This is a genomic window from Sinorhizobium sp. GQ132 (assembly GCF_059758575.1).
The window spans coordinates 458,839-473,710 of sequence record NZ_JCAXDX010000004.1 but is presented as its reverse complement, the minus strand read 5'-3'; the positions used below and the strand labels follow the sequence as shown (position 1 = coordinate 473,710).

The window sequence follows — 14,872 nt, the reverse complement described above, 5'->3', positions numbered from 1 at the left end:
TTGTCGGCACGGTTTCTGCGATGAGCCGAAGCGGGCAAAAAGGGGATCGCAGGCCAATATGAACAATATTGCCATCGAATTGCGTGGAATAGACAAGAGCTTCGGGCTGGTCCACGCCAACAGGAACATCAATCTCAAGGTTCGCAAGGGCACGATCCACGGCATCATCGGCGAAAACGGTGCCGGCAAGTCGACGCTGATGTCGATCCTCTATGGCTTCTATCAGGCCGACAACGGTGAGATCCTGGTCGACGGCAAGCCTGTTACCATTCGCGATCCGAATGCGGCGATCTCCGTCGGGATCGGCATGGTCCACCAGCACTTCATGCTGGTCGAGAACTTTACCGTGCTCGAAAACGTCATGCTCGGCGCCGAGGACAGCCAGATCCTCAACAAGGGCATCGCCAAGGCGCGGCAGGAGCTGAAACGGCTCGAGAAGGAATATGCGCTCGAGGTCAATCCGGACGCCCTGATCGAGGAGCTGCCGGTCGGCCTCCAGCAGCGCGTCGAGATATTGAAGGCGCTTTATCGAAGGGCCGATATCCTGATCCTCGACGAACCGACCGGCGTCTTGACGCCGGCCGAGGCCGATCACCTGTTTCGTATCCTCGGCCAGCTCAAGGCGCAGGGAAAGACGATCATCCTCATCACCCATAAGCTGCGCGAGATCATGGCGATCACCGACGAGGTGTCGGTCATGCGCCGCGGCGAAATGGTGGCGACGCGCACGACGCGTGAAACCTCGGTCGAGGAATTGGCCGAGCTGATGGTCGGTCGGCGCGTGCTGCTGCGTGTCGAGAAGGGCGAGAGCAATCCCGTTGACGTGAAGCTCGCCGTCCAGGGGCTGACGGTCAAGGACAGCCGCGGCGTGACCATGGTCGATAACGTCTCCTTCGAGGTTCGTGCAGGCGAGATCGTCGGCATCGCCGGCGTGGCCGGCAACGGCCAGTCGGAACTGCTCGAAGCGATCGCCGGCATCCGCAAGGCCGCCTCCGGGACGGTTCTCCTCAACGGCAAGCCGGTGGACGTGACCGGCAACGCGGACCCGGCGAAACTGCGGGATCGCGGACTGGCGCATGTGCCGGAAGACCGGCATCACGTCGGGCTCGTGCTCAAGTTCGAGGAGTGCGAAAACGCGATCCTCGGTTACCACCATGACCCGCGCTTCTCCAACGGCATGTTCCTGAACATCGATGCGATCCGCAAGGATGCCGAGGAGAAGATTGCCAAATATGATATTCGCCCGCCGAATGCGCGGCTGAGGACGGCCAATTTCTCCGGTGGCAACCAGCAGAAGGTCGTGCTTGCGCGCGAGATGGAGCGGGATCCGGACGTCCTCATCATCGGCCAGCCGACCCGCGGAGTCGACGTCGGCGCGATCGAATTCATCCACAAGCGGATCATCGAGATGCGCGACCAGGGCAAGGCCGTTCTGCTGGTTTCGGTCGAGCTCGACGAGATACGTTCCCTTTCCGACCGCATCCTCGTGATGTTTGCCGGACGCGTCGTCGGCGAACGCAGCCCCGAGGCGACCGAAGGCGAGCTCGGCCTGCTGATGGCCGGTGTCGAAGGCCGCAAGGAGGCCGCAGAATGAGTACGCCCTATGCGAAACTCCCGGTATGGGTGGAATATGGCCTCATCCCGCTGATCAATCTTGCCGTCGCCTTCCTCGTCGCCGGCCTCGTCGTTCTCCTCGTCGGCGAAAACCCGCTCGAAGCCGCCTATCATCTCATCAACGGCGCCTTCGGCCGCGGCGAATATATCGGCTTCACGCTCTATTATGCGACGACCTTCATCTTCACCGGGCTCGCGGTGGCGGTCGCCTTTCATGCCGGTCTTTTCAACATCGGCGGCGAGGGCCAGGCCTATGTCGGCGGCATCGGCGTGGCGCTCGCCTGCCTCTGGCTCGACCAGACTATGCCCTGGTACGTGGTCTTCCCGCTCGCCATCGTCGGCTCCGCCTTCTTCGGCGCGCTCTGGGCGTTCCTGCCCGGCTGGCTGCAGGCCAAACGCGGCAGCCATATCGTCATCACCACCATCATGTTCAATTTCATCGCCTCCAGCCTGATGGTCTATCTGCTGACACGCGTGCTGAAGCCGCTCGGCTCGATGGCGCCGCAGACGCGCACCTTCGCCGAAGGCGGGCAATTGCCGAAGCTCGACTGGCTGCTGTCGATCTTCGGCCTCAATATCGGCACGGCGCCGTTCAACATCTCGTTCCTCCTGGCGCTGGCGGCCGCCTTCGCGGTCTGGGTGCTGATCTGGCGCACCAGGCTCGGCTACGAGATGCGCACCATGGGCCATAGCCCGTCCGCCGCGCGCTATGCCGGTATCAGCGAAAGCCGCATCACCGTCGTCGCCATGATGATATCAGGCGGCCTTGCCGGCATGATGGCGCTGAACCCGATCATGGGCGAGCAGTTCCGCATGCAGCTGGATTTCGTGCAAGGCGCCGGCTTCGTCGGCATCGCGGTCGCGTTGATGGGGCGCTCGCATCCGGGCGGCATCATTCCCGCCGCGATCCTTTTCGGCGTGCTCTACCAGGGCGGCGCCGAGATCGCCTTCGAGATGCCTTCGATCTCCCGGGACATGATCGTCATCATCCAGGGTCTCGTGATCCTCTTTGCCGGGGCGCTCGAGAACATGTTCCGCCCGGCGATCACGCGCGCCTTCGCGATGCGCGGCCAGCGCGCGGCCGCCGTCGTGCAGACCAAGGGAGCCTGAAATGGACTTCTTCCACGTTCTCGTCGTGCTCCTGGAATCGACGATCCGCGTCTCCGTGCCGCTGGTCTTCGCAGCCCTTGCCGGTCTGTTCACCGAGCGCGCCGGCGTCTTCGACATCGGCCTGGAGGGCAAGATGCTCGGTGCGGCCTTTGCCGCCGGGGCGGCGGCAGCCGTCACGCAGTCCGTCTGGGTGGGGCTCGTTGCGGCGATCCTCGTTTCCGTGGCCCTCTCGCTCGTCCACGGCTATGCTTCGATCACCCAGCGCGGCAACCAGATCGTCTCGGGTGTGGCGATCAACTTCATCGTTGCCGGTTCCACCGTGATCCTGGGAGAGGCCTGGTTCCGGCAAGGCGGCCGCACGCCGGCGCTCGCCGAAGGCGCGCGGTTCCAGACGATCAACTTCCCCGACGCGGACATGATCCGCGAAATTCCCGTCCTCGGGCCGGTCTATGCGGACCTCCTGTCCGGCCATTTCCTGCTCACCTATCTCGCCTTCGCCATGGTGCCGATCAGCTGGTGGATTCTCTACCGCACCCGTTTCGGCCTGAGGCTGCGCGCCGTCGGCGAGAATCCGGGCGCGGTCGATACCGCCGGTATCTCGGTGATCTGGCTCAGATACCGGGCTGTCATCTGCTGCGGCATTCTCTGCGGCTTTGCCGGCGCCTATCTTTCGCTGGCGATGACGGCGGGCTTCGTCAAGGGCATGACGGCGGGTAAGGGCTATATCGCGCTTGCGGCGCTGATCTTCGCCAAATGGCGGCCGCTCAACGTCATGTTCGCCTGCCTGCTCTTCGGCTTCCTCGATGCGCTCGCGATTCGTCTGCAGGGCACGCCCTTGCCGCTTATCGGCCAGGTTCCGGTGCAGCTCATGCAGGCCCTGCCCTATATCCTCACCGTTATCCTGCTTGCCGGCTTCATCGGCAAGGCCATTCCGCCGAAGGCGGGCGGCGTACCCTATGTGAAGGAGCGCTAATCATGTCCAAGGACGAACTCTTTGTCGCGGCGCGTGAAGCCATGGCGAAGGCGCATGCGCCCTATTCCAAGTTTCCGGTCGGCGCCGCCATTCGCGCCGAGGACGGCAGGATCTATACGGGCGCAAACATCGAGAACCTGTCCTTTCCGGAGGGCTGGTGCGCCGAGACGACGGCGATCAGCCATATGGTAATGGCCGGCCAGCGCAAGATCACGGAGGTCGCGGTGGTCGCCGAGAAACTCGCGCTCTGCCCGCCCTGCGGCGGCTGCCGTCAGCGGCTTGCGGAATTTTCCGGCGCGAGCACCCGCATCTATCTTTGCGACGAAACGGGGATCAGGAAGACGCTGGCGCTCTCCGACCTGCTGCCGCACAGCTTCGAGACGGAGATTCTCGGATGACGGCGGCGGCGGACTTCCTCGGGGGCAAGCTCGGAGCGCTTGCGCCCCGCTACGGCATCGTGCTCGGTTCCGGCCTCGGCTCGCTCGTCGACGCAGTGGCGGAGCCGCTGCGCATCCCCTATGCGGAGATCCCGGGCTTTCCGGTGAGCGGCGTTTCCGGCCATGCCGGCGAGTTCGTGGCGGGCAGGATCGGCAACACTCCCGTCGCCGTGCTTTCCGGCCGTGCCCACTATTACGAACGCGGCGACGCCAATGCCATGCGCGTGCCGATCGAGATGCTGAAGCGGATCGGCGTCGAGAACCTGATCCTCACCAATTCCGCCGGTTCGCTGCGCGAAGACATGCCGCCGGGCTCGGTCATGCGCATTGCCGATCACATCGCCTTTGCCGGCGCCAATCCGCTGATCGGCGTCGAAAGCGACGAGCGCTTCGTCGGCATGACGAATGCCTATGACGCGGCGCTGGCCATAGGGATGGAGGAGGCCGCCGAACGCCTCGGCATCCCGCTCGCGCGCGGCGTCTATATGTGGTTCTCCGGGCCGAGCTTCGAGACGCCGGCCGAAATCCGCATGGCCCGTATCCTCGGTGCCGATGCGGTCGGCATGTCCACGGTACCGGAGGTCATTCTCGCCCGGTTCTTCGGACTGAAGGTCGCCGCCGCCTCCGTCGTCACCAATTTTGCCGCCGGCATGACCGGGGCGGAACTCAGCCATGAAGAAACCAAGCAAATGGCACCGCTCGGCGGCACGCGGCTGGCGGCAATCCTGAAAGAGATGATCGCGAGCGAAGGCTGAACGGCCATGCTTCCGCAGGAAATCATACGAAAGAAAAGGGACGGCGATCGGCTTGATCCGGCGGATATCGCCGGTTTCGTCGCGGGTGTGACCGATGGCTCGGTCTCGGAAGGGCAGGCGGCCGCCTTCGCCATGGCGGTCTGGTTTTCCGGAATGAATCGCGACGAATGCGTGGCGCTGACGCTGGCGATGCGCGATTCCGGGGAAACGCTCGACTGGAGCGATCTCGCACGCCCCATCGTCGACAAGCACTCGACGGGCGGCGTCGGCGACAATGTCTCGCTGATGCTGGCACCAATCGTCGCCGCCTGCGGTGCGGCCGTGCCGATGATTTCGGGCCGGGGGCTCGGCCACACCGGCGGGACGCTCGACAAGCTCGAATCGATTCCCGGCTATGACATCCAGCCATCGCCCGAGCTTTTTCGGCTGGTGGTCGATGAGGTCGGCTGCGCCATCATCGGCCAGACCGCCGATCTCGCGCCGGCCGACAAGCGCCTCTATGCGATCCGCGACGTGACGGCCACGGTCGATTCGGTGCCGCTGATCACCGCATCGATCCTTTCGAAAAAGCTCGCCGCAGGGCTCCGGTCGCTGGTCCTCGACGTCAAGCTCGGCAATGGCTCCTTCATGACGGATCCCGCCGAAACCGAAGTCCTGGCGCGTTCGCTGGTCGAGGTCGCCAATGGCGCGGGCGTGCGCACCTCTGCGCTGATCACCGACATGAACGAGCCACTGGCGGACGCGGCCGGCAACGCGCTCGAAATAGAGAGCTGCCTGGCCTATCTGCGCGGCGAGAAAGCGGGAACTCGCCTCGATCAGGTCGTGATGGCCCTGGCTGGGGAAATGCTCGTTGCAGCGGGTGTCGCGGCGCATGAAGCCGAAGCCGAAGCCATGGCGCGGCGCGTCCTGGAGAGCGGGGAGGCGATGGAGCGTTTCGGCCTCATGATCCGGCGGCTCGGCGGACCTGGCGATTTCGTGGATCGCCCGGGCGCCTATCTTGCCGGGGCGCCCGCGGTCCTTGCCGTGCCGGCGGGCCGGAATGGCTATCTGGCGTCCTGCGAGACGCGCGAATTGGGAATGTCGGTCATCGCACTCGGCGGCGGGCGCACCCGCCCGGATGACCGGATCGATCATCGCGTCGGTTTTACCGGCCTGAGACCGCTCGGGACGAAAGTCGAAAAGGGCGAGCCGATCGCCTTCGTCCATGCTGCCGACCGAAGCCAGGCCGAGGCGATCGCAAAGCGGGTTGCCACGCTCTATGCGATCGCAGACGAGGAGCCGGCGCAACGGCCTGTGGTCGTTTCGAAGCTGAGAGCGGAGTGAGGAAAAGCGTGTGCGGTTTTCCGCCCGCATCCCGCACCTTATCGGACTCGTTGACGAGATGCAGCGCCGTTTTCCGAGGCGGCAGGACGGCAGACCGACAGCCCTACTTCGTTCCGTACATGCGGTCTCCCGCATCGCCGAGGCCCGGCACGATATAGCCCTTCTCGTTGAGATGGCTGTCGATCGAGGCGGTGAAGATCGGTACGTCCGGATGGGCGCCCTGGAAGTTGCGAATACCCTCCGGAGCGGCAAGGAGGCAGAGGAAGCGGATGTTCCGCGCACCGCGCTCCTTGAGCTTCTCGATGGCCGCGATCGAGGAATTGCCGGTGGCGAGCATCGGGTCGACGACGATGACGAGGCGCTCGTTGATGTTGTCCGGCGCCTTGAAGAAATATTCGACCGCCTGCAGAGTCTCGTGGTCCCGGTAGACGCCGATATGCGCAACGCGCGCCGAGGGCACCAGTTCGAGCATGCCCTCGAGCAGGCCGTTGCCGGCGCGCAGGATGGAAGCGAAGACGAGCTTCTTGCCCTCGAGCACCGGCGCGTCGGTTTCCACGAGAGGCGTCTCGATCCGTTCGGTCGTCAGCTCCAGATCGCGCGTGACCTCATAGCAGAGCAGCGTCGAGATTTCCTTGAGCAGCCGGCGGAAGCCCGCAGTCGACGTTTCCTTCTTGCGCATGATGGTCAGCTTGTGCTGCACCAGCGGATGACCGATCACCGTTACGCCGTCCATGGCTCATCTTCCCCGCGAAAATTGGCTATCCACCCTCTTTTCCATGGAAAGGGCGGGGGCCGCAAGAGTGTAGGTGGAAGTTGTGCAGCTAGGCCCGCTCATCCGCGCAACTAGACATGCAACGCGGCCAGCAACCTCTCCCGCGTCGGCTCGTCCACGAAGGCGGCTTCAATCGCGGTCTGCGTCATCCGGTCGATCTCGCTGTCGGAGAAGCCCATCGCGTGGAAGGCGATTTCGTATTCCTGCGCGAGCGACGTGTGGAAGAAGGGAGGATCGTCGGAATTGAGCGTCACGCGGACGCCGGCTTCGTAAAGCCGCCTAAGGGGATGCGAGGCAAAGTCCGGGAACACCTGAAGCGCGACATTCGAACCGGGACAGACTTCGAGCACGACGCCCTCGTCGGCAAGGCGCTTCACGAGATCGCCGTCCTCGATCGCCCGGACCCCGTGGCTGATCCGGGCCGGGCGGACATGGTCCAGCGCATCACGCACGCTGAAGGCGCCGGAAAGTTCACCCGCGTGGATGGTGAGGCCGAGGCCGGCATCGCGGACGGTGTCGAAGGCGCGGGAGAATTCCGCGACGCTGTGCATGCGCTCCTCGCCGGCCAGATTGAAGCCGGTCACGAGCGGATGCCGGCGCATCGCTGCATATTCGGCGGTCCTGATGACCGAGTCGGGACCGAAATGGCGGATGCCGGTGATCAGCATGCGCGATTCGATGCCGGTCTTCGCCTTCGCCGCCTCCATGCCGGCGGCGAGGCCCTCGATATAGGCGTCGGCGCCGAGCCCGATCGTTTCGCCATGGTCGGGCGAGACAATGATTTCGCTGTAGATCGTACCCGCTTCGGCAAGCTCCGTCAGATAGGTCTCGGCGAGAAGCGCATAGTCGCCTTCGGTTCGAAACAGCGAGGCGACGGCGTCGTAGCACCTTACGAAGCTGGTGAAATCCTCCCAGACATAGGCCCTGTCGCGGATGATCGCGCTGGTGTCGACGCCGTATTTGCGGGCCTGCCTCAGCGCCAGTTCAGGCGGCGTCGCGCCCTCGATATGGCAATGCAGTTCGGCTTTCTTCAGATGAGCGGTCAAATGAGGCTTCTCCCATGTGGGCCGGCGCCAATGCCGAGATGTCTTGCGACGGTTTCGCCGATATGGGCGAAGCTGTCGGCGATGCCGAAGGAGCGGCTGCGAAGCGTCGGGCCGAACATCAGCACCGGCACGCGCTCGCGCGTGTGGTCGGTGCCGCGCCAGGTCGGATCGCAGCCATGGTCGGCGGTCAGGATCACCATGTCGCCGGGTTTCAGCCGGCGGTCGAGATCGGGCAGGCGTGCATCGAAGGCTTCCAGCGCGGCGGCATAGCCGGGCACGTCGCGGCGATGTCCGTAGAGCATGTCGAAGTCGACGAAATTGGTGAAGACGAGCGCCCCGTCTTCGGCCTCTTCGATGGCTTCCAGACTGGCGTCGAAGAGGGCCATGTTGCCGTTGGCCTTGGTGAGCCTGGTCACACCCTGATGGGCGAAGATGTCGCCGATCTTGCCGATCGCGTGCACCGTGCGCCCGGCCTCCTGCAGCCGGTCGAGAACGGTCTCGGGCGGCGGCACCGAATAGTCGCGACGGTTGCCCGTGCGCGTGAAGTTGCCCGGGTCGCTGCCGACGAAGGGCCGTGCGATGACGCGGCCGATATTGTGGTCGTCGACGAGCCGGCGGACGACCTCGCAGAGGTTCAGCAGGCGCTCCAGCCCGAAGGTCTGTTCATGCGCGGCGATCTGGAAGACGGAATCGGACGAGGTGTAGCAGATCGGCTTGCCGCTCCGCATATGCTCTTCGCCGTGGCGGGCGATGATGTCGGTACCCGAAGCATGGCAATTGCCGAGAATGCCGGGCACATCGCCCTCACGACAGATCGCTTCCACAAGTTCGGGAGGGAAGGCGTCGCCTTCGGCCGGAAAATAGCCCCAGTCGAAGGTCACCGGCGTGCCGGCGATTTCCCAATGACCGGACGGCGTGTCCTTGCCGCGCGAGACTTCGCTTGCAGCGCCGTAGATCCCGTAGACGCGTTCCGGCAGCGCCATGCCGGCGGGCAGCCGCCCGGTCGCGAGCCGCGCCGCATGCATGAGGCCGAGCGCCGACATGTTGGGCAGATGAAGCGGCCCTTCCCGCAGACCCGTCCGGTCGGCCGCTCCCGCCGCGCAGAATTCCGCAATATGTCCGAGCGTATCGGCGCCGAGATCGCCGAAAGCCTCTGCGTCCGGCGCATTGCCGATGCCGAAGGAATCGAGGACGAAAAGGAACGCACGCGCCATGAAACACCCTGACTGATCCCGAGCGCGAGCGCGATAAGCGGCGAGCCGGTGCCATTAAGATTTTCGCGGCCGTCGCCGCACAATCCGGCAGAAATAGCGCGCCGCCTTGTCCATTGCAATTGATGCATGCCGCCCAGGACCCACCCCGCGTGGGTGCCGGGAGGGAAGCCTCAGCAATCGGTGCAGTTGATGGTCGTGCCGAAGCGCTGGCGGTAGTATGAGGTCCGGGAGAGCGGGATCGTGCCGCCGGCGTCCGAGCCGAACAGGGAAATCTGGTGGTTGACGACGAGTTCGGTGCGCACGACGAAGGCATTCACCGCGTCGAGCTCCGCCGGAACGCTGACCACGGAATTGACCGCATAGGGGACCGTCGCGCCGTCGCTCGCGTCCGACCAGCCCCGGGACCAGGCGACCTTGCCTTCAGTCGTGCCGTTCACCTGGATACCGGTGATCTTGAGGTCGTAGTCGGAGCCGTCATAGGGCACCAGCATGTTTTTCGCGACGTTGCGCATGTCGTCCAGAAAGGCCTTGTTCACCTGCTGCTCCTGGGTGACGATATCGCTCACCGCACTCGAGGCCCGCCCGACCTTGCGCGCCACGGTGAAGCCGAGCGAAAGCTCGAAAGCGCCGACATAGGCCGCGATCAGAAGCGGCGCGACAATGGCGAATTCCACGGCACCGGCGCCGCGCCGGTCCCGCAACAGTCCGTGGAAGACACCCCACAGCTGCCGTTTGCATGCAGGAAGACGTTCCATGGCGGCCTCAATAGTTTTCGTTGCGGAAGGTGGCGGTCGAGACCATCAGATAGTCGCGCGGCATGCTGTCGCCGGCGGGTCTGAGCTTGGTCACCAGGGGACGAACGAGATCGGTGATCACGGTCCAGCGGTAATAGGCGCGCACCATGGTGTAGTCGTTCGGGCCGCCGGGTGCGAACGTAAAGCCGCTGGTGTCGAGATCGGAGCCGATCCGCGGCACGGCTTCCGGAAAGACACTGAGATCGGCGGGAAGCTTGCGGACGTCGAGATAGAGTTTCGAGGCTTGCGTCGCCTCGGTCGCCGAGCAGGTCATCATGATCGCGATTTCCTCGCAGAAGGCCTGGCGGAACTGGGTTTCTGTCGTGAAGCCGGGCTTGCCGGCATCGGTGGTGATTTCACCCGTGCGGATTTTCCGCGCCAGCGTATCGGTCGCATTGGCCAGCAATTGCTCCCCGGCAAAAGCGACGAATGTCTCGATCGAGGCGAAGACGACGATGAAGAAAGGCAGTGCAAGGATCGCGAATTCGATCGCCGTCGCACCTTTCCGGTCGCCGATGAAGCGCCGAAACAGGCCGCGCGGGGAGCGAGCCCGGGGAGTGGATGCTTTCTCGTCGATCGACATCGCGCCGTTCCATCATGTCAACTGGTTGGCGCAAAATACACGGCGACTGTTGAAGATTCGTTTTCGAGGACCCGGAGAATTTTAGTGGTTCTGAAGCTGAGGGCGGAAGGGCCCCTCATCCCGCTGCCGCGACCTTCTCCCCGCACGCGGGGAGAAGGGACAAGCGGCTCGCTTTGCGGCTCAAGTCCCCTCTCCCCGCGCGCGGGGAAGGGTTAGGGTGAGGGCAGGGCGAATTTCCCGGTCTTAATTGCCGCTCGAAGCCGAGGCCTGCCGTTCCGCACGCTCGCAATTGGGCGTGCAGGAGAGAACGGTGCGGACGGTCTGTTTATAGACGCGCACCGTGTTGCCCTCGTCGATCGATACGAGGATGCGCTCGTCGACCATGGCGTTGCCGTCCTGGTCGAGAATGACGAGATTGGTGGTGCCGAAATTGCGCCCGGTCAGCACGATGGTCTTCGCATCCGCCACGGTCGCGTCCGCAACCTCCGCATTGCCGATGATCACCTTGCTGACGGGCCGGTCGAGCTTCAGCACACGGGCGTGGTCCATATAGACGCGCATCATTTCTTCAGCTGCGCGGGCGCCGCCCGGTGCGGCGATCGCCAGAAGTGCAGTCGTTGCAAGCAGTGCGGCCCGTGGGGTCGCTGAGGGCGTGTTCATGGCGCGTCCTGACGGTCTATCTGCCGCATCTTGGCGCCTTTTGGTGAATGAATGGTTACGCCGATGCGGCGCAATTTAAGGCATCCATTTTCCGCACATTTACCCAGGAAAAAGCGAGTTTCCTTTAACCTCACGATAACCGGTTTCCTTAAGCGGAAAGCAATTAGCCCCCGCTAAATTCAGGGTATCCGATCAACGGCAACAGTTTGACGGACGTGCTGAACAACAAGTGAAGTTTGAGGAGAATAGTCATGAAGACCATTTTTGCACGCCTGATGAAGGATGAGTCCGGCGCAACCGCAATCGAATACGGCCTGATCGCAGCTCTGATCTCGGTGGCGTTGATCACCGGGGCGACGACGCTTGGAACTTCCCTGGATACCACCTTCAAAGGTCTCGGCACGAAGCTGACGACGGCCGTGAACAAGACTGCACCATAAGCACCGGATCGTAGCTTAGGTCTGAAACGAAAGAGCCGCCCTTGGGCGGCTCTGCCATCCATTCGCTTCAAATAGAACTTTTCTGGGATTTGCCAACAAGAGCATCGTCTTCACAGGACGGGAACATAGAAATCGTGACACAGGCTACCATTTTCGTCGTCTTCCCACTTTGCTTGGGATTTGCAGCGTTCTCGGACCTGTTCACCATGACGATTCCGAACCGCGTTTCCGTGATTCTTTTAAGTACTTTCCCAGTGGTTGCATTGCTGACGGGCTTCGATTTCGTCGAAGTTTGCTTCCATATGGCCGCCGCGGCGGCCGTCTTTGCAGTGTGCTTCTGCTTGTTTGCCACAAATGTGATGGGCGGGGGTGATGTTAAACTTCTCACCGCAAGTGCGGTTTGGTTCGGCTTTACACCATCGCTCACCATCTTCATCTTGTATGTTTCTGTCTTTGGCGGTCTATTGACGCTCGTCGTCCTGTTCTTGCGCAGCCAAGACGACCTGATCCTTGGCGCTCGCATCCCAATTCCGCGCTTGCTGCTAACGGCCAAAAAAATTCCCTACGGCATCGCCATCGCTTGCGGCGGATTTGCTGCCTATCCCTCGTCACCCCTGATGCAGGCCGCCTTTGCGCAGCTTCCCTGACACGCCTCCACCTCAAGGCTGGAGCGTAGCCTTCCGTTAACCATCTGCATAAGCATTCCATTAACCATAATTACACCAATTCCTGATCAACCTGATCCCGGGCAATTCCTGGGGGTTTGGGGCGATCATGAAACCGGTGCGCATTATCATTCTGGCGGTGGCCGTCGGCTCGGCTGCCTTGGCCGGGCTGTTGGCGATGAAGCTCACCCGCGCGCCCGCCCCGCAGACGGCGGAACCCGTCATCGAGCAGGCACCAACCATCAACGTGCTGGTCGCCGGTAAAAGCCTGCCGGTCGGCTCCCGCCTCGGTGCCGATTCCATCCATTGGAAGGCCTGGCCGAAGGATGGTGTCGCCGAGGGCATGATAACGGAGGAAAACCGTCCCGCCGCCGTCGAAGATCTTGCCGGCGCCGTCGTCCGCCTGCCGATCTTCACCGGCGAGCCGGTCCGCCGGGAAAAGATCGCCGACGCATCGAACCGGATCATGTCGTCGCTGCTGCCCGCCGGAAAACGCGCCGTCGCCACGGAGATCACGGTTGCGACCGGGGCGGGCGGCTTCATCCTACCGAACGATCGTGTCGACGTGATCATGGTGCGCAAGTCCGACGGCGATTTCTATCTGACCGAAACGGTGCTGAGCAATGTCCGTGTGCTGGCGATCGACCAGCAGATCGAGGAGAAGGAAGACGGCTCGAAAGCGGTCGTCGGTACGACCGCGACGCTGGAGCTGACGCCGGACCAATCGAAGGTCATGACGGTCGCGCAGCAGATGGCGGACCGCATCTCGCTGGCTCTGCGCAGCGTCGCCGACGCGCAAGAGCCGGATACCACGGCTGCCGACTACCTTCTCAACGGCGACGGCCGGCCGAGCATTCAGGTCATCAAGTCGGGCTCCATCGTCAAGGGCGACGGTGTGGCCCTCCAGAACCAGAAGTGAGGCGGGGCGCAAGGTGAAACCGATCGTAAAAAAGTTTCGGGCGTCTGTCGCAGCCGGCCTTTCCTTCTGCCTGACCTTTTCGGGTATGGCGCTGCCGACCCTCCCGGCCGCCGAGGCCGCCTCCTCCTCGGTGGTGAGGATCGTCGACAGCGGCCCCGGCGCCCGCAAGACCATCAATCTCGGTCTCAACAAGGCGGTCGTCGTGGACCTGCCGAGCGACGCCCACGACATCCTCGTCGCCGACCCGTCGCTCGCCGATGCGATCACCCGCACCTCGCGCCGCATCTATCTCTTCGGCAAGTCCGTCGGCCAGACGAATATCTTCGTCTTCGGCCCGGGCGGCGAGGAGATCGTCAGCCTGGAGGTCGCCGTCGAGCGCGACGTTGCCGGTTTGGAGGCGAACCTTCGCCGCTTCATTCCCGATGCGGATATCAATGTCGAAATCATTTCGGACAACGTGGTGCTGACAGGCACGGTCCGCACGCCGCTCGACTCGACCAGGGCCGTCGATCTCGCACGCGCCTTCCTGAAGGGCGGCGAGGCGACCACGCGCAACATCACCGCGCAGGGCAATAACGGCGATGCCGATATCTTCGCCGAGGATCGCCAGAGCTCGCAGATCGTCAATCTGCTGACGATCGAGGGCGACGACCAGGTGACGCTGAAGGTGACCGTCGCCGAGGTCAGCCGGCAGGTGCTGAAGCAGCTCGGCTTCAACGGCCGCGTCTCCGACGGCGAAAGCGGTATCAGCTTCCGTAATCCGGCCAATCTGGGCGACGCCATCGGCGTCGGTACGAACGCACTCATAAAGGGCTCGATCGGGCCAACCACCATTTCGAGCTACATCAACGCGATGGAGCAGGCCGGCGTGATGCGCACCCTGGCCGAGCCGAGCCTCACGGCCATTTCCGGACAGGAGGCGAAGTTCTATGTCGGCGGCGAGTTCCGGATCGCAGGCGTGCAGGAAGTGTCGAAAGACAAAGACACCGGAGATCCGGTCGTTGCCCGCGAAGTCAATGACGTCGAATATGGCATCAGGCTGAATTTCAAGCCCGTCGTTCTCGGCCCCGGCCGCATCAGCCTGCAGATCGAGACCGATGTGTCCGAGCCGACCTATGAAGGATCGGTCGTGACGGGCAACGGCGCCAACGGCATCCCCGGCAACACCTTCCTCGGCATCCGCCGGCGCGAGGCCTCGACCAGCGTCGAACTGCCGTCCGGCGGCTCGATCGTGATCGCCGGCCTCGTCCAGGACAATATCCGCCAGGCGATGTCGGGCCTGCCCGCCGCCTCGAAGATCCCGATCCTCGGCACGCTCTTCCGCAGCAAGGACTTCCAGCGCAGCGAGACGGAACTGGTCATCATCGCCACGCCCTACCTCGTCAGGCCGGTTGCCCGCAGCGCGATCTCGCGCCCGGACGACAACTTCAATCCGGCGAACGATCTCGAAAGCTTTTTCCTCGGCCGCGTCAACCGGATCTATGGACGCCCCGAGGCTCAGCCGCCGGCCGGCCGCTATCACGGCAATGTCGGCTTCATCTACAAATAGGCCGGCCATGAAGAAGCG

At 63.5% G+C, this 14,872-nt stretch carries 16 protein-coding genes; 10 read left to right on the top strand and 6 right to left on the bottom strand.

Translation table 11 applies throughout. The features are described 5' to 3' along the window. The first annotated feature begins 58 nt into the window (after positions 1 to 58). The 6 genes from AC6CIG_RS13940 to deoA are packed head-to-tail and all read left to right on the top strand — an operon-like array spanning position 59 to position 6,212. Positions 59 to 1,594 carry an ABC transporter ATP-binding protein gene (locus AC6CIG_RS13940; RefSeq protein WP_018093759.1) on the top strand — a complete coding sequence of 512 codons (1,536 nt, stop codon included), beginning with the start codon at positions 59 to 61 and terminating at the stop codon, positions 1,592 to 1,594. Further along, positions 1,591 to 2,724, top strand: a complete 1,134-nt coding sequence (locus tag AC6CIG_RS13935) for an ABC transporter permease (protein WP_127708786.1) — start codon at positions 1,591 to 1,593, stop codon at positions 2,722 to 2,724. The genes AC6CIG_RS13940 and AC6CIG_RS13935 overlap by 4 nt, the downstream gene beginning before the upstream one ends. A gap of 1 nt (position 2,725) precedes the next feature. Beyond that, positions 2,726 to 3,697: an ABC transporter permease gene (locus tag AC6CIG_RS13930; RefSeq protein WP_018093761.1), complete on the top strand. Its 972-nt coding sequence runs from the start codon at positions 2,726 to 2,728 to the stop codon at positions 3,695 to 3,697. A gap of 2 nt (positions 3,698 to 3,699) precedes the next feature. Continuing rightward, a complete protein-coding gene (locus AC6CIG_RS13925) occupies positions 3,700 to 4,095 on the top strand; it encodes a cytidine deaminase (RefSeq protein WP_003536146.1) in 396 nt (131 codons plus the stop codon). Continuing rightward, a complete protein-coding gene (locus AC6CIG_RS13920; RefSeq protein ID WP_127708784.1) occupies positions 4,092 to 4,889 on the top strand; it encodes a purine-nucleoside phosphorylase in 798 nt (265 codons plus the stop codon). The genes AC6CIG_RS13925 and AC6CIG_RS13920 overlap by 4 nt, the downstream gene beginning before the upstream one ends. 6 nt (positions 4,890 to 4,895) lie before the next feature. Further along, complete coding sequence (deoA, locus tag AC6CIG_RS13915; protein WP_127708782.1) at positions 4,896 to 6,212, top strand: thymidine phosphorylase; 1,317 nt, start codon at positions 4,896 to 4,898, stop codon at positions 6,210 to 6,212. A 103-nt stretch (positions 6,213 to 6,315) separates the two neighbouring features. On the opposite strand, the gene upp is transcribed toward deoA, so the two are convergent. From upp to AC6CIG_RS13885, 6 genes are all read right to left on the bottom strand, one after another. Next, entirely contained in the window at positions 6,316 to 6,945 is a 630-nt protein-coding gene (upp, locus tag AC6CIG_RS13910) for a uracil phosphoribosyltransferase (RefSeq protein ID WP_018093764.1), read from the bottom strand. Positions 6,946 to 7,055: 110 nt separating this feature from the next. Continuing rightward, a complete protein-coding gene (locus tag AC6CIG_RS13905; RefSeq protein ID WP_127708780.1) occupies positions 7,056 to 8,030 on the bottom strand; it encodes an adenosine deaminase in 975 nt (324 codons plus the stop codon). Continuing rightward, entirely contained in the window at positions 8,027 to 9,244 is a 1,218-nt protein-coding gene (locus tag AC6CIG_RS13900) for a phosphopentomutase (protein WP_127708778.1), read from the bottom strand. The genes AC6CIG_RS13905 and AC6CIG_RS13900 overlap by 4 nt, the downstream gene beginning before the upstream one ends. A gap of 170 nt (positions 9,245 to 9,414) precedes the next feature. Further along, positions 9,415 to 9,999 carry a TadE/TadG family type IV pilus assembly protein gene (locus AC6CIG_RS13895; RefSeq protein WP_127708777.1) on the bottom strand — a complete coding sequence of 195 codons (585 nt, stop codon included), beginning with the start codon at positions 9,997 to 9,999 and terminating at the stop codon, positions 9,415 to 9,417. A gap of 7 nt (positions 10,000 to 10,006) precedes the next feature. Beyond that, a complete protein-coding gene (locus tag AC6CIG_RS13890; protein WP_127708775.1) occupies positions 10,007 to 10,621 on the bottom strand; it encodes a TadE/TadG family type IV pilus assembly protein in 615 nt (204 codons plus the stop codon). Positions 10,622 to 10,864: 243 nt separating this feature from the next. Then, positions 10,865 to 11,281 carry a pilus assembly protein N-terminal domain-containing protein gene (locus AC6CIG_RS13885; RefSeq protein WP_127708773.1) on the bottom strand — a complete coding sequence of 139 codons (417 nt, stop codon included), beginning with the start codon at positions 11,279 to 11,281 and terminating at the stop codon, positions 10,865 to 10,867. A 251-nt stretch (positions 11,282 to 11,532) separates the two neighbouring features. Between AC6CIG_RS13885 and AC6CIG_RS13880 the strand changes: the two genes are divergently transcribed. The 4 genes from AC6CIG_RS13880 to AC6CIG_RS13865 all read left to right on the top strand — a co-directional run bounded on the left by AC6CIG_RS13880 (position 11,533) and on the right by AC6CIG_RS13865 (position 14,854). Then, positions 11,533 to 11,721, top strand: a complete 189-nt coding sequence (locus tag AC6CIG_RS13880) for a Flp family type IVb pilin (RefSeq protein ID WP_127708771.1) — start codon at positions 11,533 to 11,535, stop codon at positions 11,719 to 11,721. A 134-nt stretch (positions 11,722 to 11,855) separates the two neighbouring features. Continuing rightward, complete coding sequence (locus AC6CIG_RS13875; protein ID WP_127708866.1) at positions 11,856 to 12,368, top strand: A24 family peptidase; 513 nt, start codon at positions 11,856 to 11,858, stop codon at positions 12,366 to 12,368. A gap of 127 nt (positions 12,369 to 12,495) precedes the next feature. After that, positions 12,496 to 13,305 carry a Flp pilus assembly protein CpaB gene (gene cpaB / locus AC6CIG_RS13870; protein ID WP_127708769.1) on the top strand — a complete coding sequence of 270 codons (810 nt, stop codon included), beginning with the start codon at positions 12,496 to 12,498 and terminating at the stop codon, positions 13,303 to 13,305. Positions 13,306 to 13,318: 13 nt separating this feature from the next. Next, entirely contained in the window at positions 13,319 to 14,854 is a 1,536-nt protein-coding gene (locus AC6CIG_RS13865; RefSeq protein ID WP_127708767.1) for a type II and III secretion system protein family protein, read from the top strand. The last annotated feature ends 18 nt before the right edge of the window (positions 14,855 to 14,872 follow it).